24 protein-coding genes are annotated in these 25578 nt (G+C 66.6%); 13 read left to right on the forward strand and 11 right to left on the reverse strand.

The features are described from left to right. Window positions 1–38: 38 nt before the first annotated feature. Together C1O66_RS17300 and C1O66_RS17305 are read right to left on the reverse strand one after the other, a co-directional pair. Window positions 39–725: a CAAX prenyl protease-related protein gene (locus C1O66_RS17300; protein ID WP_102769026.1), complete on the reverse strand. Its 687-nt coding sequence runs from the start codon at window positions 723–725 to the stop codon at window positions 39–41. A gap of 84 nt (window positions 726–809) precedes the next feature. Continuing rightward, on the reverse strand, window positions 810–1610 hold the full coding sequence (locus tag C1O66_RS17305; protein WP_102769027.1) for a LysR family transcriptional regulator: 801 nt from the start codon (window positions 1608–1610) through the stop codon (window positions 810–812). A 123-nt stretch (window positions 1611–1733) separates the two neighbouring features. Here C1O66_RS17305 and C1O66_RS17310 point away from each other — a divergent pair, with 123 nt between their 5' ends. Continuing rightward, window positions 1734–2375, forward strand: coding sequence for an NAD(P)-dependent oxidoreductase (locus tag C1O66_RS17310; protein WP_102769028.1), 642 nt, complete (start codon window positions 1734–1736; stop codon window positions 2373–2375). Window positions 2376–2388: 13 nt separating this feature from the next. Here C1O66_RS17310 and C1O66_RS17315 read toward each other — a convergent pair whose 3' ends face one another. After that, the gene (locus C1O66_RS17315) at window positions 2389–3246 is read right to left on the reverse strand and encodes a 23S rRNA (adenine(2030)-N(6))-methyltransferase RlmJ (RefSeq protein ID WP_102769029.1); all 858 of its coding nucleotides are present in this window, start codon (window positions 3244–3246) and stop codon (window positions 2389–2391) included. Window positions 3247–3316: 70 nt separating this feature from the next. Next, window positions 3317–4555, reverse strand: coding sequence for a hypothetical protein (locus tag C1O66_RS17320; RefSeq protein WP_102769030.1), 1239 nt, complete (start codon window positions 4553–4555; stop codon window positions 3317–3319). A gap of 134 nt (window positions 4556–4689) precedes the next feature. Between C1O66_RS17320 and C1O66_RS17325 the strand changes: the two genes are divergently transcribed. After that, entirely contained in the window at window positions 4690–5766 is a 1077-nt protein-coding gene (locus C1O66_RS17325) for an alkene reductase (RefSeq protein ID WP_102769715.1), read from the forward strand. A 3-nt stretch (window positions 5767–5769) separates the two neighbouring features. Here the strand turns inward: C1O66_RS17325 and C1O66_RS17330 are convergent, their stop codons facing one another. Further along, the gene (locus tag C1O66_RS17330) at window positions 5770–7773 is read right to left on the reverse strand and encodes a S9 family peptidase (protein WP_102769031.1); all 2004 of its coding nucleotides are present in this window, start codon (window positions 7771–7773) and stop codon (window positions 5770–5772) included. 130 nt (window positions 7774–7903) lie between these two features. Continuing rightward, window positions 7904–8476: an MOSC domain-containing protein gene (locus C1O66_RS17335; protein ID WP_102769032.1), complete on the reverse strand. Its 573-nt coding sequence runs from the start codon at window positions 8474–8476 to the stop codon at window positions 7904–7906. Window positions 8477–8818: 342 nt separating this feature from the next. On the opposite strand from C1O66_RS17335, the gene C1O66_RS17340 reads away from it, so the two are divergent. After that, window positions 8819–10687: a phosphoenolpyruvate carboxykinase (GTP) gene (locus C1O66_RS17340; RefSeq protein WP_102769033.1), complete on the forward strand. Its 1869-nt coding sequence runs from the start codon at window positions 8819–8821 to the stop codon at window positions 10685–10687. A 117-nt stretch (window positions 10688–10804) separates the two neighbouring features. Here the strand turns inward: C1O66_RS17340 and C1O66_RS17345 are convergent, their stop codons facing one another. Then, entirely contained in the window at window positions 10805–11053 is a 249-nt protein-coding gene (locus tag C1O66_RS17345; RefSeq protein WP_102769034.1) for a hypothetical protein, read from the reverse strand. 128 nt (window positions 11054–11181) lie between these two features. Here C1O66_RS17345 and C1O66_RS17350 point away from each other — a divergent pair, with 128 nt between their 5' ends. From C1O66_RS17350 to C1O66_RS17365, 4 genes are all read left to right on the forward strand, one after another. Next, a complete protein-coding gene (locus C1O66_RS17350) occupies window positions 11182–12162 on the forward strand; it encodes a LysR family transcriptional regulator (protein ID WP_102769035.1) in 981 nt (326 codons plus the stop codon). Continuing rightward, window positions 12159–12938, forward strand: coding sequence for a YecA/YgfB family protein (locus tag C1O66_RS17355; RefSeq protein ID WP_102769036.1), 780 nt, complete (start codon window positions 12159–12161; stop codon window positions 12936–12938). The genes C1O66_RS17350 and C1O66_RS17355 overlap by 4 nt, the downstream gene beginning before the upstream one ends. A 35-nt stretch (window positions 12939–12973) precedes the next feature. After that, window positions 12974–13771: a metallophosphoesterase gene (locus tag C1O66_RS17360; protein WP_102769037.1), complete on the forward strand. Its 798-nt coding sequence runs from the start codon at window positions 12974–12976 to the stop codon at window positions 13769–13771. A 91-nt stretch (window positions 13772–13862) separates the two neighbouring features. Next, on the forward strand, window positions 13863–14285 hold the full coding sequence (locus C1O66_RS17365; protein ID WP_102769038.1) for a universal stress protein: 423 nt from the start codon (window positions 13863–13865) through the stop codon (window positions 14283–14285). 14 nt (window positions 14286–14299) lie between these two features. On the opposite strand, the gene C1O66_RS17370 is transcribed toward C1O66_RS17365, so the two are convergent. Beyond that, window positions 14300–14515, reverse strand: coding sequence for a hypothetical protein (locus C1O66_RS17370; RefSeq protein ID WP_133155269.1), 216 nt, complete (start codon window positions 14513–14515; stop codon window positions 14300–14302). A 290-nt stretch (window positions 14516–14805) separates the two neighbouring features. Here C1O66_RS17370 and C1O66_RS23755 point away from each other — a divergent pair, with 290 nt between their 5' ends. Then, on the forward strand, window positions 14806–14991 hold the full coding sequence (locus C1O66_RS23755; RefSeq protein ID WP_133155270.1) for a hypothetical protein: 186 nt from the start codon (window positions 14806–14808) through the stop codon (window positions 14989–14991). 10 nt (window positions 14992–15001) lie between these two features. Here C1O66_RS23755 and C1O66_RS17375 read toward each other — a convergent pair whose 3' ends face one another. After that, window positions 15002–15928, reverse strand: coding sequence for a LysR family transcriptional regulator ArgP (locus tag C1O66_RS17375; RefSeq protein WP_102769040.1), 927 nt, complete (start codon window positions 15926–15928; stop codon window positions 15002–15004). A 145-nt stretch (window positions 15929–16073) separates the two neighbouring features. Between C1O66_RS17375 and C1O66_RS17380 the strand changes: the two genes are divergently transcribed. The 4 genes from C1O66_RS17380 to C1O66_RS17395 all read left to right on the forward strand — a co-directional run bounded on the left by C1O66_RS17380 (window position 16074) and on the right by C1O66_RS17395 (window position 21873). Continuing rightward, complete coding sequence (locus tag C1O66_RS17380; protein ID WP_243392840.1) at window positions 16074–16640, forward strand: LysE/ArgO family amino acid transporter; 567 nt, start codon at window positions 16074–16076, stop codon at window positions 16638–16640. A 24-nt stretch (window positions 16641–16664) separates the two neighbouring features. After that, the gene (locus C1O66_RS17385) at window positions 16665–17945 is read left to right on the forward strand and encodes a D-amino acid dehydrogenase (protein WP_102769041.1); all 1281 of its coding nucleotides are present in this window, start codon (window positions 16665–16667) and stop codon (window positions 17943–17945) included. An 85-nt stretch (window positions 17946–18030) separates the two neighbouring features. After that, a complete protein-coding gene (locus tag C1O66_RS17390; RefSeq protein ID WP_102769042.1) occupies window positions 18031–19341 on the forward strand; it encodes an Hsp70 family protein in 1311 nt (436 codons plus the stop codon). A gap of 72 nt (window positions 19342–19413) precedes the next feature. Further along, the gene (locus C1O66_RS17395; RefSeq protein ID WP_133155271.1) at window positions 19414–21873 is read left to right on the forward strand and encodes a S9 family peptidase; all 2460 of its coding nucleotides are present in this window, start codon (window positions 19414–19416) and stop codon (window positions 21871–21873) included. 10 nt (window positions 21874–21883) lie between these two features. Here the strand turns inward: C1O66_RS17395 and C1O66_RS17400 are convergent, their stop codons facing one another. Together C1O66_RS17400 and C1O66_RS17405 are read right to left on the reverse strand one after the other, a co-directional pair. Continuing rightward, on the reverse strand, window positions 21884–22723 hold the full coding sequence (locus C1O66_RS17400) for a YecA/YgfB family protein (protein ID WP_133155272.1): 840 nt from the start codon (window positions 22721–22723) through the stop codon (window positions 21884–21886). Window positions 22724–22892: 169 nt separating this feature from the next. Next, window positions 22893–23900 carry a LysR family transcriptional regulator gene (locus C1O66_RS17405; protein ID WP_102769044.1) on the reverse strand — a complete coding sequence of 336 codons (1008 nt, stop codon included), beginning with the start codon at window positions 23898–23900 and terminating at the stop codon, window positions 22893–22895. Between the two features lie 95 nt (window positions 23901–23995). Between C1O66_RS17405 and C1O66_RS17410 the strand changes: the two genes are divergently transcribed. Continuing rightward, window positions 23996–25522 carry a CoA-acylating methylmalonate-semialdehyde dehydrogenase gene (locus C1O66_RS17410; RefSeq protein ID WP_102769045.1) on the forward strand — a complete coding sequence of 509 codons (1527 nt, stop codon included), beginning with the start codon at window positions 23996–23998 and terminating at the stop codon, window positions 25520–25522. The last annotated feature ends 56 nt before the right edge of the window (window positions 25523–25578 follow it).

The following is a 25578-nucleotide window of genomic DNA, read 5'->3' on the forward strand; positions in this document are numbered from 1 at the left end:
GGGGTCAGGTCTTGCGGCGAGCGGCGTCGTTCAATCGATCACCAGAACTGCCACTGCCCCGAATGGACCACCCAGATGCCCAGCAAGCCATTCGTCACGGCATGGGCGATCACGGCGCACCAGAGCCGGCCGGTGCGCACATAGAGCCAGGCATAGGCCAGGCCGGCGACGATGGCGGCCAGCCACAAGGTGTGGGCCAGCATGAAGACAAAGGTGGACAGGGCGATGGCCTTGAGGCCGACGCGCTGCGGGTCCACGGTTTCGAACTGCGGGCTTTCGATCCAGCGCATCAGAAAACCGCGCCAGAACAGCTCTTCCATCACCGGCACCAGCAGGGCCGCGCCGATCCAGCGCAGCACAATCAGCGGCCAGTCGAGCTGGCCCTGATCGTTCACCGGCACAAAGCTGGCGGTGGCCTCGCCCAGCTGCATCCAGGGCGCGTCGAGGTGGATCCACAGGCCAAACACCGCCACGCCGATGCCCACGCTCCAGAGCGTCTGGCGGGCGTTGGGGCGGTTCTGGCGGGCCAGCTCGCCGTAGTCCTTCCAGAACCAGAACAGGGCGCCGCCGACGATGGCCACGCTCAGGCCGTAGACCCAGCGCGGGTCCAGCGCTCCGCCCGCTGGCAGCGCGCCCCGCAAGGCCAGCAAGCCCATGAAGAGGACAAAAGGAATGCTGCGCGCCAGGGCGGCGGAACTCAGGCCGAAGGGTGGGGCGGTCTTCATGGTCGGTGGGCGGTGCGGGCGGATGGAACGCAATCGATCAAAGACGCGCAGCGTACCGCGAAACCATGACAGGCCTTCCCGGGGTCAGCCCGGTGGGGCGGCACTCAAAAAGGCCCGCAAGGCGGCGATGGCGTGGCGCACCTTGGCCGGCTGGGCATCGCGCTGCGGCGAAAGTGCATGGATGGGCAGGGGCGGCAGCTGCAAGCCCGGCAGCAGGGGCAGGAGATGGCCGGCCTGGACCGATTCGCTGACATCGTCGCCGCGCCGCAGGCTCAGGGCGAGGGGCTGGTCGGTGCCGCTGCGCAGGGCCAGCCAGTCGTGGCCCGTGTCGGCCAGATCCGACAGTTGGGCAGGCACGCCGCGCTGCGCTAGGTAGGCCGGTGCGGCGTAGAGGGCGATGCTTTTTTCGCCGATGCGCTGCGCCACCCAGCTGCTGTCGGGCAGACGGCCGAAGCGGATGGCCAGATCGATGCGCCGGTCGACCAGGTCGGTGAATCCGTCCTCCACCTCCAGATGCAGGCTCAGGCCCGGATGGGCCTGCAGCAGCGGCGCCAGGGCCGGGCCCAGCTGGCGGGCAAAGCCCACGGGGGCGGCGATGCGCAGCTCGCCTTCGGGTGCGTCGCGCAGCTGGATCAGCTGCTGCTGCGCGCCGCGGGCCGCGCTGAGCATGGCGGCGCAGCCGGCGTGAAAGCGCTCGCCGGCCGGGGTCAGGCTGAGTTTGCGGGTGCTGCGGTGCAAGAGCGTGATGCCCATGTCGCGCTCCAGCGCCCGCACCTGTTGGCTGACGGCCGAGGTGGTGGTTTGCAGCTGGCGCGCGGCGGCGACAAAGCTGCCTTGCTCCACCACCGTGGCCAGCACGGCCATGCGCTTGAGTTGGTCCAGCATGAAGTTTTTCTAAAGAGTCCAAGGCGATTCTGAGGACTTATGGCTTGATTGTGAAGTCCATAAAGTTGAGCCCATCACAACACGCCGGCCGCTGTGGCTGGCATCTGGACTGAAGGACTGAAGATGAAGATCGCATTGATTGGCGCCACCGGTTTCGTGGGCTCGGCGCTGCTGAAGGAATTGCTGGCGCGCGGCCACGAGGTGCGCGCGCTGCTGCGCGACCCGGCCAAGCTGGCCGTGCAGCCGGGGCTGGAGGTGCATCAGGCCGATGCCACTGAGGCCGAGGCCGTGGCTGCGGCGGTGCAGGGCGTGGATGCGGTGCTGAGTGCCTACAACCCCGGTTGGGGCCACCCGGCGCTGTTCGAGGAGTTCCTGCGCGGCTCGGCCGCCATCACGGCCGGCGTCAAGCAGGCCGGCGTGGCGCGGCTGCTGGTGGTGGGCGGCGCGGGCAGCCTCTACGTGGCGCCCGGCGTGCAGCTGGTGGACACGCCCCAGTTCCCGGCCGAGTGGAAGGCCGGCGCCCTGGCGGCCCGCGAGGCGCTGAACCGCCTGCGCGGCGAGCAGGAATTGGACTGGGTGTTCGTCTCGCCGCCGGCGCACTTGGAGCCGGGCGAGCGCAGCGGCCAGTACCGCCTGGGCGGGGAAGAGCTGCTCAGCGATGCGCAGGGTCAGTCGCGCATCAGCGTGGCCGACCTGGCCGTGGCCTTGGTGGATGAGCTGGAGGCACCGCGGCACCACCGTCAGCGCTTCACCGTGGCCTACTGAATCGCAAAAAGGCTCAGGACGTGCGCTGCTCCAGCAGGAAGTTGGCGCCGTCGTACTGGCCCAGCTTGTCGACGAGATAAGGCATGGAGGCCTGCAGATCGTCGTGCAGGGTGAAGGGCGGGTTGACCACGAACATGCCGCTGCCCAGCATGCCGAAGCCGCGCACGTCTTCCTGCTGCTCAACAGTCAGGCGCACATGGAGCCAGCCCTTTTTGGCGCCGGCATCGGCGGCGGCCTTGAGCCGCTGCACCAGTTGCGCCGCTTCCAGCAGCTGCAGCTGCGGGTACCAGATCAGGAACACGCCCTCGGCAAAGCGCTCCAGGCCTTCGCGCAGGGCGGTGACGACCTTGCCGTAATCGGTCTTGAGCTCGTAGGACGGGTCCATCAGCACCACGGCGCGGCGCGAGGGCGGCGGCAGCTCGGCGCGCATGGCGCTGAAACCGTCTTTGTCGCTGACCTGGGTGTTGGGCCGGGTGGAAAGGTAAGTTTCGAGGATGCGGTAGTCGGTCGGGTGCAGCTCGTAAACGCGCAGGCGGTCGGTGTCGCGCATCAGCAGATTGGCGATGGCCGGCGAGCCCGGGTACTGGCGCAGCTGGCCGTCCGGGTTGAACAGGCGCACCGGCTCCATATAGCGGGCCAGGGGTTCGGGCAGGTCTTTGGCATCCCAGAGCTTGGAGACGCCGTGGACGTATTCGCCCTTCTTCTGCGCGTACTTGCCTTCGATCGAGTAACCGCCGGCACCCGCATGGGTGTCGACGAGGGTGTAGGGCTTCTCTTTTTCCGCCATATAGCGGAGCACCTGGGTCAGAACCAGGTGCTTGAGAACATCGGCATGGTTGCCGGCATGGAAGGCGTGGCGGTAGGCGAGCATGGGCGAACTGTAGCGTGCGCGGCCCGCGCGAGGGGTTTTTGCCGGGCTCGGCGAGGCCCGGAAAGCGTGCTCAATCGAGCGGAAAGGCGCCCGGGCTCAGGCTCCGGCCGGCGTCGTCGGCCAGGGCCACGCTGTGGTGCGGGGCCTGGAACTGGCGCTCGGGGCGCAGGATCAGACGCGGGCCGCTGGGCGCCTGGGCCAGGCCGGCGTCCACGGCCCGACCCTGCCAGCGCGAGCCGGGGCGCAGGCGGTAGTCGCCCTCAGACGCGTTGACGAAATCGTCCCAAGCGGCGTGGCCGTTGGCCGAGGCTTCCCAGTCGCGCGCCGGCACCATGCGGCTGGGGCCGGCGAACAGGTTGTTGAGCAGGCGCACGCGCACCGGCGCCGGGCCGCTCTGCGTTTTCAGCTGCAGAAAGCTGCCACTCGAGGCGCGCCGGTCGATCAGGGTGTTGTGCACCAGGATCAGTTCGTTCTCGGGCCAGACCTGGCCCTCGGCGCCGTAGGCCAGCAGGGCCGGGTTGTCGGTCTGCGCGCCTTGCACGATGAGATTGCCCATCACCCAGGCGCGGCCACCGTTGGGGAACTCCAGCTCGTAGCTGGCCCGGCCCTCGGGTTCGTCGCTGAGGCGGCTGTAGAGCAGCTGGGTGAAGGCGGCGCGGCTTTTCAGCAGGTGGCCGAAGTGGCCGTGGTGCAGATGGCAGCCAATGACACGCAGCTCGGCGATGCGGCCGACGTAGAGGTTGTGGTTGTGGCGCTGGCCCGGCAGGATGGGGCCGAATTCGCAGTCTTCGAGGCTCAGGCGCGCGTCGGCCTCGTTGTTGGTGAGCAGGCCTGTCTGGTTGCCGTGGAAGCGGCAGTCGCGAAGCTGCAAGGAGCCGCGGTCCATGCGGATGCCTGCGCCATTGCCATCGGGCACGCGGGCGCCGCTGAAGTCAAAGCCTTCGATGCGCTGATTCTGGCCGGCGGTGACGAAGATGCCTTTGCCCATGATGTGGGCGCCCTCGGCCTTGAGCTGCACCCGGCCGCCCACGGCGCGCAGCAGCAGACCGTTCTGCGGCCAGTAGGCCACGTCGGCCCGGTACTCGCCGGCGTCCACCTCGATCAGGCAGTGGTCGCCCGCGGCTTGTGCGGCGGCGGCGAGGCTGCGCAGCGCGCGGCGCGGGCCGACTTGCAGCACTTGCCGCGCCTGCGCCCAGGCCGCCACACTGCTGCCGGCCAGGGCGGCGGCCAGCCAGCGGCGCCGCGTGAGCTGGGCTTGGGCACAAGCAAGGGGGTAGGCAAGGGGATAGGCAAGGGGATACGCAGGCATGGCGGCAGAGTCTATCCAGCTCCGGCATCCCGGCGCCGAGCGAGCCTTGCCACAGCGCGCAAGAACTTGCAGCCGAAGGGCCGTGCTGCGGGGGCGTTAATCTGCGCGTCCTTCTTGCTCGTTTGTTGCAGCTCATGTCCAGTCTTTTCGACCCCATCCAGATCGGCGATCTTTCGCTGGCCAACCGCATCGTCATGGCGCCGCTGACGCGCAGCCGCTCACCCGGCTTGGTGCCCGGGGAGCTGGTGGTCGAGTACTACCGCCAGCGCGCCACGGCCGGGCTGATCATCAGCGAGGGCACTCAGGTGTGCGCTGAAGGCCAGGGTTATATCGACACGCCCGGCATCCACACGCCCGAGCAAGTGGCGGGCTGGAAGCGCGTGACCGACGCGGTGCATGCCGCCGGCGGCAAGATCGCCGCCCAGCTCTGGCATGTGGGGCGCATCTCCCACACCAGCTTTCAGCCCGAAGGCCGGGCGCCGGTGTCCTCGACCGCACGTCAGGCTGCGGGCCAGAGCTTCACGAAAGAGGGGTTTGTGCCCAACTCTGCGCCGCGTGCGCTGCGCACCAAGGAGATCGCCGACGTGGTGGCCCAGTTCGTGCATGCGGCTCGCTGCGCCATGGAGGCGGGCTTCGATGCGGTCGAGGTGCACGGCGCCAACGGCTATCTGCTCGACCAGTTCATGCGCGACAGCATCAACGACCGCACAGACGACTACGGCGGTTCCATCGCCAACCGCGCGCGCTTCACCATCGAGGTGATGACGGCGGTCAGCCAGGCTATCGGCAGCGGCCGCGCCGGCCTGCGCCTGAGCCCGGTGACACCGAGCAATGACGCTGGCCCCGACAGCCAGGCCCAGACACTCTTCAACCATGTGGCCGAGCAACTGGCCCCGCTCAAGCTGGCCTTCTTGCACGTGGTGGAAGGCCAGACCGGTGGCGCGCGCGACTACGCGCCGTTTGACTACGCCGCCATGCGCGAACGCTTCGCCGGCCCCTGGATGGTCAACAACGGCTACACCCGCGAGATGGCGCTGCAAGCCGTGGCCGACAAGCGCGCCGACCTGGTCGCCTTCGGCCGCCCCTTCATCTCCAACCCCGACCTGGTGCGCCGCCTGCGCCTCAACGCCGAGCTGCAAACCCCGGACCGCGCGACGATGTACGGCGGCGGGGCGCAGGGGTATACGGACTATCCGGCTCTGGGCGGCTGAGTTTCAGCTGGTGATACGGCCGGGACCGATGGTCTTGGCGAGGAACTTCTCCAGGTCGCCAAACAGCCGCAGGCGATAGGGATAGTGGCTCAGCTGGTGGTCGCCGTTCTCCAGGGTCACAAACTCATGGGGCTTGCCGGCGGCCTTGAGGGCTTCGGCCATCCAGACGCTGTGGCGGTACATGGCTTGGCGATCGTGGGTGCCATGGATCAAGTAGATCGGCACCTGGATCTTGTCGGCATGGAAACGTGGTGAGGTGGCGCGCAGACGTTCGGCGTCGTCTCTGTAATGCCCCAGCTGTCGCCGCATGGTTTCTTTGCTGGAGTCCTGACCGTCTTCTTCGGTCAATTCCAGCAGATCAGTGACTGGAGCAAATGCGAACGCACCCTTGAACAGCTTGGGTGTCTTGATCGCACCCATCAAGGCCGCGTAACCGCCGTAGCTTGCGCCGACGATGGCCACTCGGTCGGGGTCGGCGATGCCTCTTTTGACGAATTCGGCGACGGCATCCGTCAAGTCATCCTGCATCTCCAGTCCCCAGCGCCGCAGGCCGGCTTCCATAAAGGCGCGCCCTTGGCCGGTCGAGCCCCGGAAGTTCACCTGTAGGACGGCATAGCCACGGTCGGCCATGAAGGAGACCCATTCGTCGAACTCCGGGCCGTCATCAGAGATCGGTCCGCCATGTGGAAACAGAACCAAAGGCAGGGGTTTGCCCTTTTGGGCGCCGAGGGGGTGGGTCAAATAGCCCTTGATGAGCAGTCCGTCTCGCGCTTTGTAACTGATGGGCTGTTTGACAGCCAGCTTGCTTGGATTCAGCTCTGGGTACATCTGCGCAAGCTGCTTGATGCTGGGGTTGTCACCTTCCTCACCGAGATACCAGGTGGCCGGTAGTCCTGTTTTGCTGGAGCGAAGCACGTAGCGCAAGCCATTGCCGCTGACGCTGCCGATCTGGTTGAACCGATTCGGCAAGGCTTCATCCAGCGCCTTCTGCCATTCCTTGTACTTGGCGTCCCAGAAGTAGACGCTCGAATCACCTTCGCGCGTCGTGTTGATGCCGACGGCTTCGCCTCTGGCGTCATAAATCAGGCTTCCGTCCAGGTCGTAGCCTTCGTCGCCGAGTTTCAGGGTCAAGGGGTACTTGGGATCGCGCAGGTCCAATGTATGGACGGCCGACAGGCCTTTGTGCGTGGCCAGCACATAGAGTTGCTCGGGATCCAGGCCAAAGCCAAGGACCGACAAATCATGGTTGGCCCCCGGCGCGTACTGTCGGAGCACACGCCAGTTGCTTCCATCCGTGTTGCAGACCCAGATCGAATACTCGCCCAGTTCATCCATGCACATGGCCACACGCGCCCGGTGTTGTCGATCCGTGATCCAGCCCACCGCCTCTGGGCGTCCGCCCGAATAGAACACGCGTTCGCCGGTGTCCACGTTGATCTTGAAGATGACCCGGGTATAGCTGCGCTCGCTGTTGGGAAGGTGCATCAGGATGTGCTTACCGTCCTCAGGCAGCCAGTCGATGACGCGGTCTTGGTTGGCGGCCCAACGCAAGGCGTTGCTGCCAATCTTGGCCTTGACGAGGTTGATCAGGTTGCTGCCATCCGCGTTGACAGCCATCAGACGTGTCTCCATCGTCGGGATGCTTTGCACCACGTTGATCATGCGTTGTGACGGGAACCGCAAGCTCAACACCAGGCGATCGTTGTTGACCCAGCGAATCCACTTGAAGTTGAACTCCAAGTTTTCAGTGGACAGCACGGACTGGACGGGCCCGCCCGTAAATGCGCGCGTGATCAAGGTGCTGGTACTGCCGTTGTTGATGATGGCGGCCAGGCGTTCACCATTGGGCGAAAGCGCGATCCGCTCCATCAATGGGCGCCGGGCAAAGGCCTCGATGGGGTGCTGTTTAGGGACTGCTTCGGTATCAGCCCAAGCCGTCAGTGCAGGTTGAGCAATACAACTGCCCGCCATGCCTTTCAAGATCCAGCGACGATTCTTGTTATCCATATTCCCTGCTCCCCCCTGGGCCTGTCGCCCGTCCTTGTGGAAATGGGGCGCATTTTTGGGGGTAGTGGGCCTTGGGGCGATGGGTATTTGCCCGGCCCTCCAAGGAGGGAGTGTGGTCCCTCGTCTTTTCTCAGCGCTTGGTTTTCGCTCGGAACAGCTCCGTCACCCCGACCTCACGTGGCCCCGCAATCAACTCAAACGTCTCACCCGCACATAACTCGCCAGCTACCTTGACCGCCAGGTAGAAGCCGCACCAGCCGCTTTCACTCATCAGCTTGGCGGCCTTGTTGAAGCCCATCACGGCATTGAACTTGAAGCAAGGGAAACGCGGCTCGGTGACGATCAGTTCGACCTGCTCGAAGCGCAACACATCGCCGATCCAGACCTGGCTTTCCAACAGGCCGGACAGGGTCAGGTTTTCGCCCAGGCTGCCCGGCGGCAGCGGCGCACCCCATTCAGCCACGCCAGCCTGCGCGCGAACGGTTTGCCAGAAGGTGTAATGCTCTTGCGGGTAGGCGTAGACGGCCTTGCTCAGCCCACCGTGGACGCTGAGGTCTGCTTGCTCATCGCCGGCCAGCCCCAGGGCCGTGAGGGCAACCGGCCCGTCGACCGAGCGCTTCTGGATGCCGCTCAGGGTTTCTCGGCCGTCGAGGGTGCGCAAGGCTTGCGCCTTGGCGATGTTGATGCGGGTCAGGGTGCTCATGCCCCGGAGTGTGACAAATCTGGCGCCAGACCCGGCGGCATCCGTTGGATTTCGCCCCAGGCATGAATCTATTCAGGAAATGCATGACCTCGGGTTCTCCGAGAGTTACGGTGTCGTTACATTGGGGTGACAATTGCCAACCCGCCGAAAACGGCGGAGTTTTGGACGCCAAACCGCCGCTTTCCCACGAGGACCGGCGTTGCCTGAGAGAGCCAATGCCGGACACGCCGGTGCTGGTCATCAGCGGCATTGGGTCAGGCCCGGCTTGCATCCGCTCCTGAAAATGTGAGTGCATGCTTACGAGCTTGACCCAATTCTGCTTTTATATTGATTGGGAACGCTATGAACCAACCCGTGATGGAAGGGCTGCGCCTGAACGTGCCGGCTTTTGTGAAACACCAGCGCTTGATCGCCTGGGTGGCCGAGGTCGCTGCACTGACCCAGGCCAAGGATGTGTACTGGTGCGACGGCTCTGAAGAGGAGTACGACCGCCTCTGCGCCCAGTTGGTCGCCGCCGGTACCTTCAAGAAACTCAATCCGGCCCTGCGCCCGAACAGCTACCTCGCCTGCAGCGACCCCAGCGATGTGGCGCGCGTGGAAGACCGCACCTACATCTGCTCGGCCAAGAAGGAAGACGCCGGCCCGACCAACAACTGGATGGACCCGGCCGAGATGCGCAGCCTGCTGCAGACCGGCGACAAGGCTCTGTTCAAGGGCGCCATGGCCGGCCGCACGCTCTACGTCGTGCCCTTCAGCATGGGCCCGATCGGTTCGCCCATTGCCCACATCGGCATTGAGCTGTCCGACAGCCCCTACGTCGCCGTGAACATGCGCACCATGACCCGCATGGGCCGTGCCGTGCTGGACGTGCTGGGCCAGGACGGCACTTTCGTGCCCTGCGTGCACACCGTTGGCGCGCCGCTGCAGCCGGGCCAAGCCGATGTGAAGTGGCCGTGCAACCAGACCAAGTACATCGTCCATTTCCCGGAAACCCGTGAAATCTGGTCCTACGGCTCGGGCTATGGCGGCAATGCCTTGCTGGGCAAGAAGTGCTTTGCCCTGCGCATCGCTTCGACCATGGGCCGCGATCAAGGCTGGCTGGCCGAGCACATGCTGATCCTGGGCGTGACCTCGCCGGAAGGCAAGAAGTACCACTTCGCCGCCGCCTTCCCCAGCGCCTGTGGCAAGACCAACTTCTCCATGCTGATTCCGCCGGCTGCGTTTGAAGGCTGGAAGGTCACCACCATCGGTGATGACATCGCCTGGATCAAGCCCGGTGCCGACGGTCGCCTGTACGCCATCAATCCTGAAGCCGGTTACTTCGGTGTCGCCCCGGGCACCAACACGCTGACCAACTTCAACTGCATGGCCAGCCTGAACAAGAACGTGATCTTCACCAACGTCGGCCTGACCGACGAGGGCGATGTCTGGTGGGAAGGCATGACCGACACCCCGCCGGCCCACCTGATCGACTGGCAAGGCAAGGACTGGACCCCGGCCATCGCCAAGGAAACCGGTGCCAAGGCCGCACACCCCAACGCCCGTTTCACCGTCTCGGCCATCAACAACCCGGCGCTCGACGCCGATTGGGACAACCCGGCCGGCGTGCCCATCGACGCCTTCATCTTTGGCGGCCGCCGCTCGACCACCGTGCCTCTGGTGACCGAAGCCCGCGATTGGGTGGAAGGCGTCTACATGGCCGCCACCATGGGCTCGGAAACCACCGCCGCCGCTGCCGGCCAGCAAGGCGTGGTGCGCCGCGACCCCTTCGCCATGCTGCCCTTCATGGGCTACAACATGAGCGACTATTTCCAGCATTGGCTGGACATGGGCAAGAAGTTGCAAGCCTCAGGGGCCAAGTTGCCGGCCATCTACTGCGTGAACTGGTTCCGCAAGGGCGCCGACGGCAAGTTCGTCTGGCCCGGCTATGGCGAAAACATGCGCGTGCTGAAGTGGATGCTGGACCGCGTCGAAGGCACGGGCCAGGGCGAGGAGCATGCGTTCGGCGTCACTCCGCGCTACCAGGATATCAACTGGCAAGGTTTGGACTTCAGCCAGGAGCAGTTCAACATCACCACCCATATCGACAAGGCCGCCTGGGCGGTCGAGATGGGCCTGCATGAAGAGCTGTTCGCCCAGCTGGCGTATCACCTGCCGGCCGAACTGCCCGCCACCAAGGCCAAGATCGAAGCGCGCCTGGCCGCCGAGTGATGCCTCTCTGAGCCTGGCCTTTGTCGCAAGCGCAGCAAAGGCCGGTATGCAAAGCAAAAAGCCCGCAGAAGCGGGCTTTTTTACGTCCGTAGGCAGCTCGAGGCTGCCCGCTCGAACTCAGCGGCGGCAGTTGGCGGCGCGCAGTTCGGCCGCGAAGGTGGGCATGCTGTCCTGGTAGAAATCGGCCAGGGCCAGCAGTTCGCGCTGGGCGCGGGCTTCGGCAGCAGCGGCCATGCGGGCCTTGACGGATTCGATCAGACGCAGCCAGACGCGGGCGCCGATGGCGGTGAAGGTGCCGCCATGACGCACGTTTTGACGCAGGTTCTGACGTGCGGGGAGGCCGAAAGTTTGGGTCGCGATGCTCATGGCAATTCCTGGTGGGTGGTTTTTTGAACCGATGCGTGATTGTCGGGTAAACCCTAGTGCGATTGCCAATGAATTGTTGGAATTGAAGATATAAACAAGTCATATATCTTGGAGCCACGGGCGCCGCAATGAATTTCCGCCATCTCGATCTGAATCTGCTCCGGGTCTTCGATGCCGTGATGGCCGAACAAAGCCTGACCCGGGCGGCGCAGCGCCTGTCCATGACCCAGCCGGCGGTCAGCCATGCGCTCAAGCGCCTGCGCGAGGCCATGGGCGAGGACCTGTTCGTTCGCCAGGCCTTCGGCATGAAGCCGACCTCGCGGGCCGAAGGCCTGTGGCCCGAAGTGCGCCTGATCCTGCAGCGCTTGCAGGTCTTGCTGGCGCCCGGCGAATTCGAGCCCGAGCGTGAGGACTACACCTTCCGCATCGCCATGGCCGACGCCACGGCGGCCTTGCTCCTGCCGCCCCTGGTGGCGCAGCTGGAACAGGCGCGCGCCCTGGCCAATGTCCATGTGCTGCCGCTGACGACCCGCGATCCGCGTGCGCTGCTCGATCAAGGTGAGGCCGACGTGGCGGTGGGCTACTTCCCGGGCGCGGTGGCGGCGCTTCGTGCCCAGGGCAGCCAGTCGGTGATCCGCCAGCACCGGCTCTACGACAGCGAGTACGTTTGCGTGATGCGGCGCGGCCATCCGCTGGCGGAACAGGTGTTGGATCTGGATGCCTACTGTGCGGCCCACCACCTGCTGGTCAGCTTCTCCGGCCGGCCGCATGGCTTTGTGGACGAGGCCTTGAGCGCGATGAACCGCAGCCGGCGCATCGTGTTGACGGTCAACCAGTTCTTCACCGCGGGCCGGGTGGTCGCGCAGTCGGACTTGCTGACCGTGCTGCCAGCCAGCTTTGTCGAGGCCACCGGCTACCGCAGCCAGCTGATCGAGCGCCCCTTGCCCGTGCCTCTGTCGCGGGTGCATGTGGACATGCTCTGGCATCTGCGCAGCGAAGGGCGCAGCGCCGAGAACTGGCTGCGTGAGCGCTTGATCGAGGCGGCGCGGCGCGCGCAGGCGGTGGGCGTGCTTGCGCCCGAGGCCACTGCGGCGACAATCAGGCCATGAGCATCGATCTGACCGACACCGAGTTCGCCGAACTCGACGAACTTCTCGCCACCACACCCGCCCCGCTGCAGGCTCTCGACGCCTCCATGCTGGACGGCTATCTCTGCGGCGTGCTGGTGCAGCCCCGCATGATTGACATCGAAGAGTGGCTGCCCAATATCTTTGATTACGACGGTGGCGTGCTGCCCGAGGAGGTCGATGCCAGCTGGCTGGCCCGCATCCGCGAGCTGGTGGAGCGCCGCTATACCGCGCTGAACAAGAGCATGGTGGAAGACGGCTGGTTCGACCCGGTCGTGCTGGACCTGGAAGAACCGGCTGAAGGCGAAGGCGTTGAGGCCGCGGCGGAAGCCGCGCCTGAGGGCGAAAGCGCCGAGGACGCGCAGGCCCGCGTCACCTATGCCGGCATGAGCCTGATCTCTCGCACCCTGATGCCCTGGGTCGCTGGCTTCCAGCATGCCACCCTGTGTTTCCCCGATCTGGCCGACATGCCTGACGATGCCGTGATGACGGCCCTGGCCCGCCTGTACCGCCACCTGCCGGCCGAAACGCCGGAAGAGAAGGAAGTGGTCGCCACCCTGGACCGCGAGCACCCGCTCAAGGACCTGGACGAGGCGATTGAAGAGCTGGTGGTCACCGTGGCCGATTTGCGCGACCTGACCGAAGAGCAGCGCTACCGCGTCGAAACCCTGCGCCGCGAAGGCCCCAAACTCGGCCGCAACGACCCCTGCCACTGCGGTTCCGGTCGCAAGTACAAGCAGTGCCACGGCGCCAACTGAGCGTGGCGTCGTATTGCTGAAAAGGCGCAGCCGCCATGCGCCTGCAACTGCTGTCCGATCTCCATCTGGAGACGGAGGCCTTCGATCCTGAGCCCGCTCCCGGCGCTGATCTGCTGATCCTGGCAGGGGATGTGGACAGCCGCTGGGACGGCCTGCGTCGCTTCCGCGATTGGCCGGTGCCGGTGATTTTTGTGCCCGGCAATCATGAGTACGACGGCCGCGATGTCGATCAAGCCCGCTTGGGCTTGCAGGCCCTGTCGGCCGAGCTGGGTTTCACCCTGCTCGACGACAGCGCCTGCATTCGCCCTGACGCTGCCGGTCGCCGCGTGCGCTTTCTTGGCAGCACGCGCTGGAGTGATTTCGACACCTTCGGCCCGGCGCAGCGCGAGCGCGCCATGCGGGCTGCCAGTTATTTTCAGCGGGTCATGGGCGCCAGCCGCAACGGTGCCAGTTTCGATGCGGTCGCCGTTCGCGAGCAGGGTTTGCGCTGCCGCGAATGGCTGGCGCAGCAGCTCAGCCAGGGTGAAGTTGACGCCAGTGAGGCGGCGGCTTGGGATGCCACGGTCGTGGTCACCCATTTCGCGCCCAGCCTGCGCAGCGCCGATCCGCGCTACGGAAAGCAGCCCGGGACGGCCAGCTTCTGCAATGACGACGAAGCCTTGTTGCCTGGCGCGCGGCTGTGGTTGCACGGGCATTTGCACTGCCAGAACGACTACCGCTTTGAGCATGCGAACGGCGCCACACGCGTCATCTGCAATGCCCGCGGCCATGCCCGCAAGGGCGAGCCGGCTCGGTTCGACCCCCAGATGCTGATCGAGGTGTTCTCGGCCTGAGCTTGACGTGGCTCAGCTTCTTTCTCGCGGTCTGTGTCAGACTGCGAGCACGCGATGCAATCCCGCGCCCATGAACCCGGAAGGAGTCCTGATGAAAATCCTCGTTGCCGTTGACGGAAGCAGTTACACCAAGCGCATGCTGGCTTATCTGGCCGCGCATGATGAGTGGTTGGGTGGCGCCCATCAGTACACCGTGCTGCATGCCGTGCCGGCCGTGCCGCCGCGCGCAGCTGCGGTGCTCGACAAGGAGTTGTTGAAGGGCTACTACGCCGATGAAGGTGAAAAAGTGCTCAAGACCTTGCGCACCTTTTTTGCCAAGCAGAAGCTGCCGGCTGAGTTCCTCAACAAGGTGGGCCCTGCGGCCGACGTGATCGCCAGCACAGCCGAGAAGGGCAAGTTTGATCTGCTGATCCTGGGTTCACATGGCCACAGTGCGATCGGCAATCTGGTGCTGGGGTCTGTGGCCACCAAGGTGATGGCGCACTGCTCGACGCCGGTGCTGTTGGTGCGCTGAAGCCAGCGCAACGCTCAGTTGCGTTTGGAGGACAGCCAGGCCAGGGGGGATTCGAGTGCGGCGCGGGAGCGCTGCGACTCCAGCTCGATCTCGCTGACGCTGGCGCGGTAAGCGTCGCCGTCCTCCAGGCTGGCCTCCATGCCAAAGGCGGTACCCAGGTCGGCGGGATCCTGCTCCTGCGGGAGCGTCGAATTGCGACGGAAGAAGCGCAAAGCTGGGGTGAATCGCATATCGAACCTCGCACATCCAGGGGAAGCAGTCATGCTGCAGGGGCGATTCCAGTGTGCTTGATCCGCGACGGTGACGAATCCCCGAACTGGGTGCTCTTCGCGGTCTAGTTGGGAAAACCACACGCTCCCGCGGAGGTGAAATTTCCCTTTGCATACTTCATATCGAGGGATAAAGGGTGAAAACCCGATCATCCCCCCTTAGATGGGTGTTCGCGCGGCGGGTTTATGGCTATTCTGCCGGTCCTGCTGTGATGCCAACTGCGTCACACGCCACTGCCACAAGAACAGCTATGAACGCACTTTTGATGAAGTATTTGGCCCTGGGCATGGTTGCGCTGGTCATGGTGTGCGCCCTTGGCCTTGCGCATTCCATCCAGGATCGCAAGAAGCCGGGCCAGCAGCGCATGGCCTTGCTGGAATCCAAGTCCATGGTGGCCTCGGTGGCCCTGGCCGCATCGGCCGCCGGCCGCGACTGACTTTTCTGACCTATTTCAAGGCCGCGCGCGCACCCCGCGCCAGGGCCTGACCGATCTGGTCCAGCAGCGCCACCCGCGCGGGGGCCGGTGCCAGATCTGAAACCAGCTTCCACTGGTGCCAATACAGCGTGACATCCACGCTCAACTCCGGCCGCAGCGCCACCAGGGCGCCACTTTGCAAGAGTGGACGCACCTGTAATTCCGGCGCCACGCCCACCCCCCAGCCCATGCAGACCGCCCGCACATAGGCCTCGCTGGACGGCACATAGCGCTCCTGCAGCCGCGGTGACTGCACCTGGAAGGCCTTGGCCACCCACTGCACCTGGCTGTCGTCTTTGCGGTTGAAAACCAGGAAGGGCGTGCTGGCGAAATTGGCTTCGTTCAGGCCCTCGGGCAACTGCCGCTGCAGAAACTCAGGGCTGGCCACCGCCACATAGCGCATCACGCCCAGCGGTCGCACCAGGCAGCCGCGCAGCGCCTGGCTGACCGTGCTGACGCAGCCCAGCACCTCGCCCTGGCGCAGCCAGTCATGGGTGAAATCCTGATCGTCCACCACCAGCTCGAGGCCGTAGCCTTCGCGCAGGCCGGCCTGCACCACCGGGTCCAGCGCCGGCAACACCCAGGTGGCCAGGCTGTCGGCATTGATGGCAATGGCGATGCGCTCGTTCGGCGCCACCTGGGCGCCCAGCTCGCGCGCTACATCCGTGCGCAGTGCCTGCAGCTGGCGTGCAAAGCGCAGCAAGACCTTGCCCGGCTCGGTCAGGCGCAGCGGCCGCGAGCGCACCACCAGCAGCTGGCCGACCTGCGCTTCCAGGCTGCGCAAGCGCTGGGAGATGGCGCTCTGGGTGATGGACAGGCGCTGAGCGGCACGCTCGAAGCTGCGTTCATCTGCCAGGGCGGCCAGGCAGTCCAGTCCGGCGGAATCCAGGTCTTTCATAAGTGCAGCTAATGTACGCCGACAAATATGAATTGCGCTTCTGGTTTGCACGGACTCTGCCGACAATCCGCCACCCATGATGGACAGCAGCCCCAGCGCCTTCGGCGCCCTGACACAAGGCTGGCTCAGCGGAGCCGGCCTGATCATGGCCATTGGCGCGCAAAACGCCTTGGTGCTGCGTCAAGGTTTGCTCAGAAGCCATGTCGGACCGGTGGTGGCCCTGTGCGCGCTGTCAGATCTGTTGTTGATCTGCCTCGGCGTCTTCGGCCTCGGCGCCGCCATCGCCTCCAGTGACTGGTTGATGAACGCCTTTCGCTACGGCGGCGCCCTGTTTCTCATCTGGTACGGCGTTCAGGCCGCCCGGCGTGCCTGGCGTGGCTCGGGTGCGCTGGAGGCCGCTTCCGGTTCGGCGGGTTTGTGGGCCACCTTGCTCAGCGCGCTGGCCATGACCTATCTGAACCCTCATGTCTATCTGGACACCGTCGTGCTGCTGGGCCTCTTGGGCAACCAGCAGCCGCTTGATTTGCGTTGGGCCTTTGCTACAGGGGCCTCACTGGCTTCCGTGATGTGGTTCACGGTTTTGGGGTTCGGTGCGGCCGCGGCCGCCGGGCCTTTGAGCCGGCCGTTGGTTTGGCGCGGCATCGACGCACTGATCGCTTTGCTGATGTTTGCCTTGGGATTACAACTGCTGCTGGGTCCCCTTGGCGTTTGAATTTGAACTTGTGGAGTACACGCAATGAAAGTCGTCGTCCTGGGAGCCGGCATCATCGGCATCAGCACCGCCTGGTACCTGCTGGAGCAAGGCCATGAGGTGACCGTGGTGGATCGCCAGCCCGATGCGGCGCTGGAAACCAGCTTCGCCAACGGTGCGCAGATCTCGGTCAGCTTCTGCGAACCCTGGGCCAATGCCGGCGCACCTTTCAAGGTGGCCAAGTGGTTGCTGCGCGATGACTCGCCGCTGCTGTTCCGCCCCAGCCTGGACCCCAAGCAGTGGATCTGGGGCCTGAGCTTTCTGACCCAATGCACGAACGCCGCGTTTGAGCGCAATGTCGAGCAGCTGGTGCAGCTGGGCCGCTACAGCCACGAGTCGCTCAAGGCCCTGGTCAGCCAGACCGGCATCGAGTACGAGCGCCTGGAGCGCGGCATCCTGCACTTCTTCTCCTCGCAGGCCGATTTCGAAGCCGGCGCCGCCGGGGCCGAGATCATGCGCCGTCACGGTGTGGACCGCCGCGTGCTGGGCCGTGACGAGGTGCTGAAGATCGAGCCGGCCCTGGCCGCTTTCGGCCGCAACATCCACGGCGGCACCTTCACGCCCAGCGATGAGTCGGGCGACGCCAAGGTCTTCACGCAAAAGCTGGCCCAGCTCTGCCAGCAGCGCGGCGCCACCTTCCTGTACGAGCACGACATCCTGCAGCTCTCGCGCAGCGGCCAGCAGATCGACGCGGTGCAGATCGCCGATGTGCGCAGTGGCAAGAAGCGCGAGCTGCGCGCCGATGCCTTCGTCGCGGCCATGGGCTCCTACACCCCCATTCTTCTCAAGCCGCTGGGCGAGTTCCTCAACATCTACCCGGCCAAGGGCTACTCCGCCACGCTCAAGCTCAAGAAGCCGGAGCAGGCCAGCGTCGTCAGCCTGCTCGACGACACCCGCAAGATCGCCATTTCGCGCCTGGGTGACAGTATCCGCATCGCCGGCACGGCCGAGCTCTGCGGTTTCGACAGCGACCTCAATCGCCCGACCTCGCGCACCCGCTGCGAAGCCCTGGTCAAGCGCTACGAAGAACTCTTCCCCGGCGTGGCCGACCTCAGCGAAACCAACTACTGGACCGGCCTGCGCCCGAGCACACCGACCAACATCCCCTACATCGGCCGCAGCAAGAAGGCGTCCAACCTCTGGCTCAATGCCGGCCACGGCACCCTGGGCTGGACCCATGGCGCCGGCTCCGGTCACGCCCTGGCCGAGTTGATGGCCGGCCGCCGCCCGCCCATGGCGTTCAATTTCTACGGCGCGGTGGCTTGACCCTGCGCCCGCGCTTCGGGCGATTCAGGGCGGCCCGGTACAATCCGCGCCCCCCTGCCGTTCGGCTCATCACAGCCGCTTCTCCATGAGCCACGCCTCCGCCCCGTCTTTCTGCGCCATTGACTTTGGCACCTCCAACTCGGCCATCGCCGTGCCGGCGGAGGGCGGTGGCATGCGCCTGGTGGCGCTGGAGGGCGAGCACACCACCATGCCGACGGCGGTCTTCTACTTCGTGGAAGGCCGGCATGACGCCGACGGCCCGCCGCGCGCCTTCGGTCGCGCCGCCGTGGCGGCCTACGTCGAGGGGGCGGACGGCCGGCTGATGCGCTCGATGAAGAGCATTTTGGGCTCGGGCCTGATCGAGCAGACCACCGATGTCGGCGGCGGCCGTGGCGTCAAGTACTCGGACATCCTGGCCGGCTACCTCAAGCGCTTGCGCAACACCGCCCTGGCCTCGGGCGCGCCGGGCCCGCTGAACAAGCTGGTGCTGGGCCGGCCGGTCTTCTTCGTCGATGGCGAACCGGCGCGTGACGCCGCAGCGCAGGCCTCGCTGGAGGCGGCCGCCCACAAGGTCGGCTTCGACGAGGTGCATTTCCAGTTCGAGCCCATCGCCGCGGCCTTCGACTTTGAGCATCAAATTGACCGTGAACAGATCGTGCTGGTCGCCGACATCGGCGGCGGTACCTCCGACTTCTCCGTCGTGCGCGTCGGCCCCGAACGCATGAACCGCCTGGACCGCCGCGACGACATCCTGGCCAACCACGGCGTGCACATCGCCGGCACCGATTTCGACCGCCACATCGAGCTGGCCAGCATCCTGCGTGAGTTTGGCTACCGCAGCTTCGGCCCCGAGCGCGCCGGTTCGCCGCCGCGCGAAGTGCCCAGCGGCGTCTACTTTGACCTCGCCACCTGGCATTTGATCAACACCGTTTACAGCCCGCAGCGCGTGGCCGAGCTGCGCCAGATGCGCAGCTTCTACGGCAACCTCAAGCACCACCAGCGCCTGATGACGGTGGTGGAGGATCACCTTGGGCACGAGCTGGCCGGCCGTGCCGAGGGTGCCAAGATTGCCGTCTCCGGCGGTGGCGACACCGTCATCGACCTGGGCCTGGTCGAAAGCGGCCTCGAGGTCGCCCTGAGCGAAACGGTGGCGGTGCAGGCCCTGGAGGCTGACATCGGCCGCATCGTCCAGGCCGGGCGCGAGGCCGTGGCCCAGGCCGGCCTGCGGCCCGATCAGATCAATGCGCTCTACTTCACCGGCGGCTCCACCGGCCTGCGTTTCCTGGCCGAGAAGATCGCTGCCGACTACCCGCAAGCCCAGCATGTGCGCGGCGACCGATTTGCCTCGGTCGCCACCGGCCTGGGTCTGCACGCCGCACGCCTGTTCAGCCAATAAGCCGGCCGGGCGCGGCGCCGGGGCGGGCGCTGCTAGAGTCGTTGCTTCGTTTCAAAACGGCGACACCTCACCATGCGCTTCAGCCCCGTTCCTCGTCTTTTGCCCCTGGCCATCGCCCTGGCCCTGGGCAGCTTGAACACCGCCTCGTTCGCACAGGCACCGCAAGCCGCGGCCGCCGGTCCGGCGAGTGCTGAGGGCTATCAGCAGCCCTCTGCGGCCATGCGCGCCGTTCTCGATGCGCCGGGCCTGCCGGCCCACCAGCTCTCGCCCGATCAGAAAACCCTGGCCGTGGCCCAGCTGCAGCGCCACCGCACGATTGCCGATCTGGCCCGCCCCATCCACCGCCTGGCCGGTGGCCGCTACGACGCTGCGGCCGGCGGCCCGCAGATGATCACCGCGATCGAATCGCTGCAGCTGCGCGACCTGGCCCGGCCCGAAGCGCCGGCGCGCGAGGTGCGCTTGCCGGCTGGTGGTGCTTTCCACCAGCTGCGCTGGTCGCCGGACGGCCGCCGCTTCCTGCTCAACCGCCGCACCGACAAGGCCATCGAGCTCTGGGTTGGTGATGTCGCCAGCGGCGCGCTCAAGCCGCTGCGCGGCCTGCGCCTGAACCCCATGTTCGAGCGCAATGTGGCCTGGCTCAATGCCGACGAGCTGGTGGCCGTGGCCGTGCCCGACCAGCGCGGCCCGGCACCGCAGTTCAGCGTGCCCAGCGGCCCGTCCATCCAGGAGTCCATGGGCCAGACCTCGCCCGAGTTCACGCGCCAGGACTTGCTCAAGAACCGCCAGGACGAGGCCCTGTTCCAGCACCAGGCCAGCGCCGTGCTGCGCCGGGTGGACCTGCGCAGCGGCGCCTCGCGCGAGATCGGTGCGCCGGGCCTGATCGCCCAGGTGCAGACCGTGGGCACGCAGGGCACGCTGTTGGTCGAGCGCCTGGTGCCGCCCTTCAGCTACCAGGTCGGCGCCAATGACTTCGGCCGCGAAGTCGAGCTGCGCGACGCCCAGGGAAAGCTGTTGCGCAGCCTCGGCGCCGTCAAGATCCGCCAGGGCGTGCCGGTCGAGGGCGTGATCACCGGCCCGCGTGACTACTGGGCCTCGCCCCTGGCCGATGGCGCCGTCTACTGGGTGGAAGCCCTGGACGGCGGCGACCCGAACACCAAGGTCAGCCACCGCGACCGCCTGATGCGCCTGGATGCGCCCTACCAGGGCGAGGCGCGCGAAGTGCATCGCACCGCCGGCCGCCTGGTCAACCTGAGCTTTGTCGAGGCCAAGCCTCGTGCCTTGGTGGCCGAGTACGACCGGGACCGCCGCTGGCTCAGCGTCGACCTGCTGGCGCTGGACGGCAGCGCGCCGCCGCAGCGCCTGCAGGATCGCTCGCAGCGTGACCGCTACAAAGACCCCGGCCAGCCGCTGACCCGCGTGCTGCCCAACGGCCACAGCGTCGCGCGCCTGGATGCCGAAGACCGCCTGCTGCTGGTCGGCCAAGGCGCCAGCCCGGCCGGTGACCGGCCTTTCATCGACCGCCTCAGCCTCAAGACCGGCCAGACCGAGCGCCTGTTCCAGTCCGGCCCCACGCACTACGAGCGGCCCATCACCTTGCTGGCCGATGGCCGCCTGCTGAGCAGCCGCGAGACTTTCAACGAGCCGCCCAATCTGGTGCTGCGCAGCGGTGCCGATTTCGGCCAGATGCAGGCCCTGACCCAGCACCGCGACCCGACGCCGCAGCTGCGCGACATCCAGCGCGAGCTGGTCAAGTTCAAGCGCGCCGATGGCGTGGAGCTGAGCTTCTGGCTCTACCTGCCGCCCGATTTCAAGAAGGGTGAGCCGCGCCCGACCTTCGTCTGGGCCTACCCGCTGGAGTTCACCGACGCCTCCACCGCCGGTCAGGTCAGCGGCTCGGCCACGCGCTTCAACACCTTCGGCGGCACCAGCCCGCTGATGTTGCTGCTCGACGGCTATGTGGTGATGATGGACGCCACCATGCCCGTGGTCGGCGATCCGAAGACGGTCAACGACAGCTTTGTCGAGCAGATCACCGCCAATGCCCAGGCCATCATCGACAAGGCGGTGGAGCTGGGGGTCAGCGAGCGCTCACAGATGGTGGTGGGCGGCCACAGCTACGGCGCCTTCATGACGGCCAATCTGCTGGCCCACACCGATCTGTTCAAGTCTGGCATTGCGCGCAGCGGCGCTTACAACCGCACGCTCACGCCCTTCGGTTTCCAGAGCGAGCGCCGCACCTACTGGGAGGCGCAAGACGTCTACCTGCGCCTTTCACCGTTCAATTACGCCAACAAGCTCAAGGAACCCATCCTGCTGATCCACGGCGAGAACGACGACAACCCGGGCACTTACCCGATGCAAACCCAGCGCTTGTACCAGGCCCTGGCTGGCACCGGCGGCAATGTTCGTTATGTGACCCTGCCGCTGGAGTCCCATGGCTATGCGGCACGCGAGTCGCAAGGCCATGTGCTGCGCGAGATGAGCGACTGGATGAAGCGCCAGACCCGCGATCCGCGGGCCCCCAAGCCCTGAGTCGGCTTTTTCAGTAGCGGCTGCGCGGCGGTGGGCCGCGCCGGGCCGGCGGGCGCTGCGGGGCGGCAGGTTTCGCTTGCGGCCGGCTGACGTCGGCCAGCATCAGGCAGGCGCTGACCAGGCCCTCGACCGCCTCTTCCAGATCCTTGGGCGGCTCCAGCGACTCGATCTCCTCGAGCAAGTCGTCGGCGTCCTCGAGGTCGTCCGGGTCCAAGTGCATGAAGAGGGCGGCCAGGGGCTCCAGCAGATCGGCCGCGTCCTCGCGCATCAGCTCGGGGAACAATTCGGTGGCCAGGGCGAAGCCGGCCACCCAGGGGAAGACCACCTCGGAGGGCTCGGCCTCTTCGTCTTCATCCTCGCCCTGCATCTCGAACACCCAGGGATCGAACCACTGGCGGTCGACGATGGCTTGGTTCAGCTGCTGGTAGCGGCGCTTGACCAGGGCCAGCAGCGGCCGGCTGTCGAAGCGTTCGGGCGGGCTTCGGCCTTCTTCGCTGTCCAGCACATGGCGGGTCCACTGAAAGGCCGGCACGGCCTTGGGCTGCAGCAGCACGCCGACCAGATAACCGTCCAGCATGCTGACATCGAGCGGTTCCAGCGGCGCCGGCACCTGGTCGAGCAGCGCTTGCAGCTGATCCAGCTCGGCCTCGCTGAGCGGCTGGATTTGCGGCTTGGCCAGGGGCGGCTTGGCGGCCGGGGCTGCGTGGCTGCCACGCGGGCCGGGGCGGCTGGCGGCGCCTGGGCTTGATGCGCCGGGGCCCGGCCGGGGGCCCGGACCGGAACGGTGGCTGGAGCCCGGGCGCGCAGGGGCGGCGGACGAACGCGGGCGGGACGGCTTGTTTGAACTCATGCCGCTATTGTCCGGCCGAACCGGTAGCCGTGGCGTGCCGTGCAAGTCAAGCCTGAGCGACTCCTACCCATTGGGGATACCGCGTCGGGCGTCGGCCCTCTAGAGTACGCGTCAAGCGAGTGGCTCACGGCCTCTTGCAACCGTCCCAACGACGTCCTTTCGAGGACTTTCAACGCTCACCCGGCTTGCTTGGTGGGCGTTTTTTTTGACCGGTCCCGTTGGGCGCAGCGGCAAAGCCACCCGCCAGCGCCTCGCGCAAAGCCGCCACCAGCAGCTGCACCGGCCGCGACGTGGCGCTGCTCCAGGGTCGCAGGGCGTAGATGGCGTCACCGAAGAAGCCGACCGGCCGCCAATCCGGCAGCAGCTCGACCAGCTCACCACGGGCCAGGGCCTCGGCAGCGCTGAAATCAGGCAGCAGGGCCAGGCCCAGGCCGCTCAGCGCCGCCTCGCGCAGGATCTCGCTGTTGCCGGCGCGCAGCGGGCCTTGCACCTGCACCTTCACGCGTTCCACCTCGGCGCCGTCGTCCTGCCGCTCGAACAGCCACTGCGCCGGCCCGGGGCGCAAGTAAGCCAGGCAGGCGTGTTCCGCCAGATCCTCGGGGCTTTGCGGCGCCGGGTGTTGGCGCAGATAGGCCGGGCTGGCGAGCAGCAGGGCGCGGCTGTCGCAGAGCTTGACGGCGACGTGGCTGTCGGGCGGCGCGCTGCAGTGGCGCACGGCCAGGTCGAAGCCTTCCTGGGCCAGAGAGACCAGGCGGTCGGACAGATCGAGCTCGATCTGGATTTCGGGGTAGGCCTGGCAAAAACGGTTCAAGAGCGGCGCCAGATGCTGCCGCCCCAGGGCCACCGGTGCGCTCAGGCGCAGGCGGCCGCGCGGCTGGCCGACGGCGTCGCGGCTGGCGCCCAGGGCGGCCGTGATCTGGGCCAGCGGCGCGGCGGTTTCGGCCACCAGGCGCTGGCCGGCCTCGCTCAGGCGCACCGAGCGTGTGGTGCGTGCCACCAGGCTCTGGCCCAGCTGGCGCTCCAGATCGGCGATGCGCTGGCTGACCGCGGCCTTGGACAGGCCCAGGCGCTGCGCTGCCTTGGTGAAGCTGCCCAGCTGGGCGATCACGCTGAGGGCGTGGAGCTGGCCCCAGAGCTGATCGGGGCGGGCCTCGGTGGGTGGCGGTGTGGTGCTCATGATTGTTCACTTTACCGAACAATCAAGTTGCCGAATCTGGATTGGCAGCCGGGTCCGCTCTGCCTAGACTGAGCCATCCCCTGGAGAGCCCCGCCATGAGCCACAACCCTGTTCCGCCCTTCGAGCGCCGCGACGATGTCGGCCACTTCATCAACGGCCGCGTGCACGTCACCAGCGCCGCGCGCAGCCAGCCGGTCTACAACCCGGCCACCGGCCAGGTGGCGCGTCAGGTGCAGCTGGCCTGCGCGGCCGATGTCGAGGCCGCCGTGGCCGCCGCACAAGCCGCCTTCCCGGCCTGGGCCGATGCGCAGCCGCTGCGCCGCGCCCGGGTGATGTTCAAGTTCCTGGAGCTGCTGCATGCGCACAAGGACGAGCTGGCCGCCATGATCACGGCCGAGCATGGCAAGGTCTTCACCGACGCCCAGGGCGAGGTGGCGCGCGGCATCGACATCGTCGAGTTCGCCTGCGGGGCACCGCAGCTGCTCAAGGGCGATTTCAGCGACCAGGTCTCGTCCGGCATGGACAACTGGACCCTGCGCCAGCCGCTCGGTGTGGTGGCCGGCATCACGCCCTTCAACTTCCCCTTCATGGTGCCCATGTGGATGGCGCCGCTGGCCCTGGTGACCGGCAACACCTTCATCCTCAAGCCCAGCGAGCGCGACCCCTCGCCCAGCCTGTTCGTGGCCGAGCTCTTGCAACGCGCCGGCCTGCCGGATGGCGTCTTCAATGTGCTGCAGGGGGACAAGCTGGCCGTGGACGGCTTGCTGCACCACCCCGATGTGAAGGCGCTCAGCTTCGTCGGTTCCACCCCCATCGCCCAGTACATCTACCAAAACGGCGCGGCCCAGGGCAAGCGCGTGCAGGCCCTGGGCGGGGCCAAGAACCATATGGTGGTGATGCCTGATGCCGATGTCGAGCAGGCGGTCGATGCCTTGATCGGCGCCGCCTACGGCTCGGCCGGCGAGCGCTGCATGGCGATCTCGGTGGCGGTGCTGGTCGGCGATGTGGCCGATCGCATCATTCCGGCCGTGGCCGAGCGGGCCCGCCGCCTCAAGATCAAGAACGGCATGGAACTCGATGCGGAAATGGGCCCCATCGTCAGCCGCGAAGCGCGCGACCGCATCGAGCGCTGCATCGCCCTCGGGGTGGAAGAGGGCGCGCAGCTGGTGGTGGACGGGCGCGGCCTCACAGTGCCGGGCCTGGAAGGCGGCTTCTTCACCGGCGGCACCCTGTTCGACCATGTGCGGCCCGAGATGCGCATCTACCGCGAGGAGATCTTCGGCCCGGTGCTGGCCTGCGTGCGCGTGCCCGATTTCGCCGCGGCGGTCGATCTGGTCAACACCCATGAGTTCGGCAACGGCGTGGCCTGCTACACCAGCGATGGCCACATCGCCCGCGAGTTCGTACGCCGCATCCAGGTGGGCATGGTGGGCATCAATGTGCCCATCCCCGTGCCCATGGCCTGGCAGGGCTTTGGCGGCTGGAAGAAGAGCCTGTTCGGCGATATGCATGCCTATGGCGAAGAGGGCGTGCGCTTCTACACCAAGCAGAAGAGCGTGATGCAGCGCTGGCCGGCCAGCGTGGCCAAGGGCGCCGAGTTCGTGATGCCGACCAGCCGTTGATCGGCGGAGCCCCTGGCCATGCCGGGCGCGGCCCGAGCTGGGCGAAGATGGAGGAC

The sequence above is a fragment of the Paucibacter aquatile genome, assembly GCF_002885975.1.
Taxonomy (GTDB): domain Bacteria; phylum Pseudomonadota; class Gammaproteobacteria; order Burkholderiales; family Burkholderiaceae_C; genus Paucibacter_A; species Paucibacter_A aquatilis.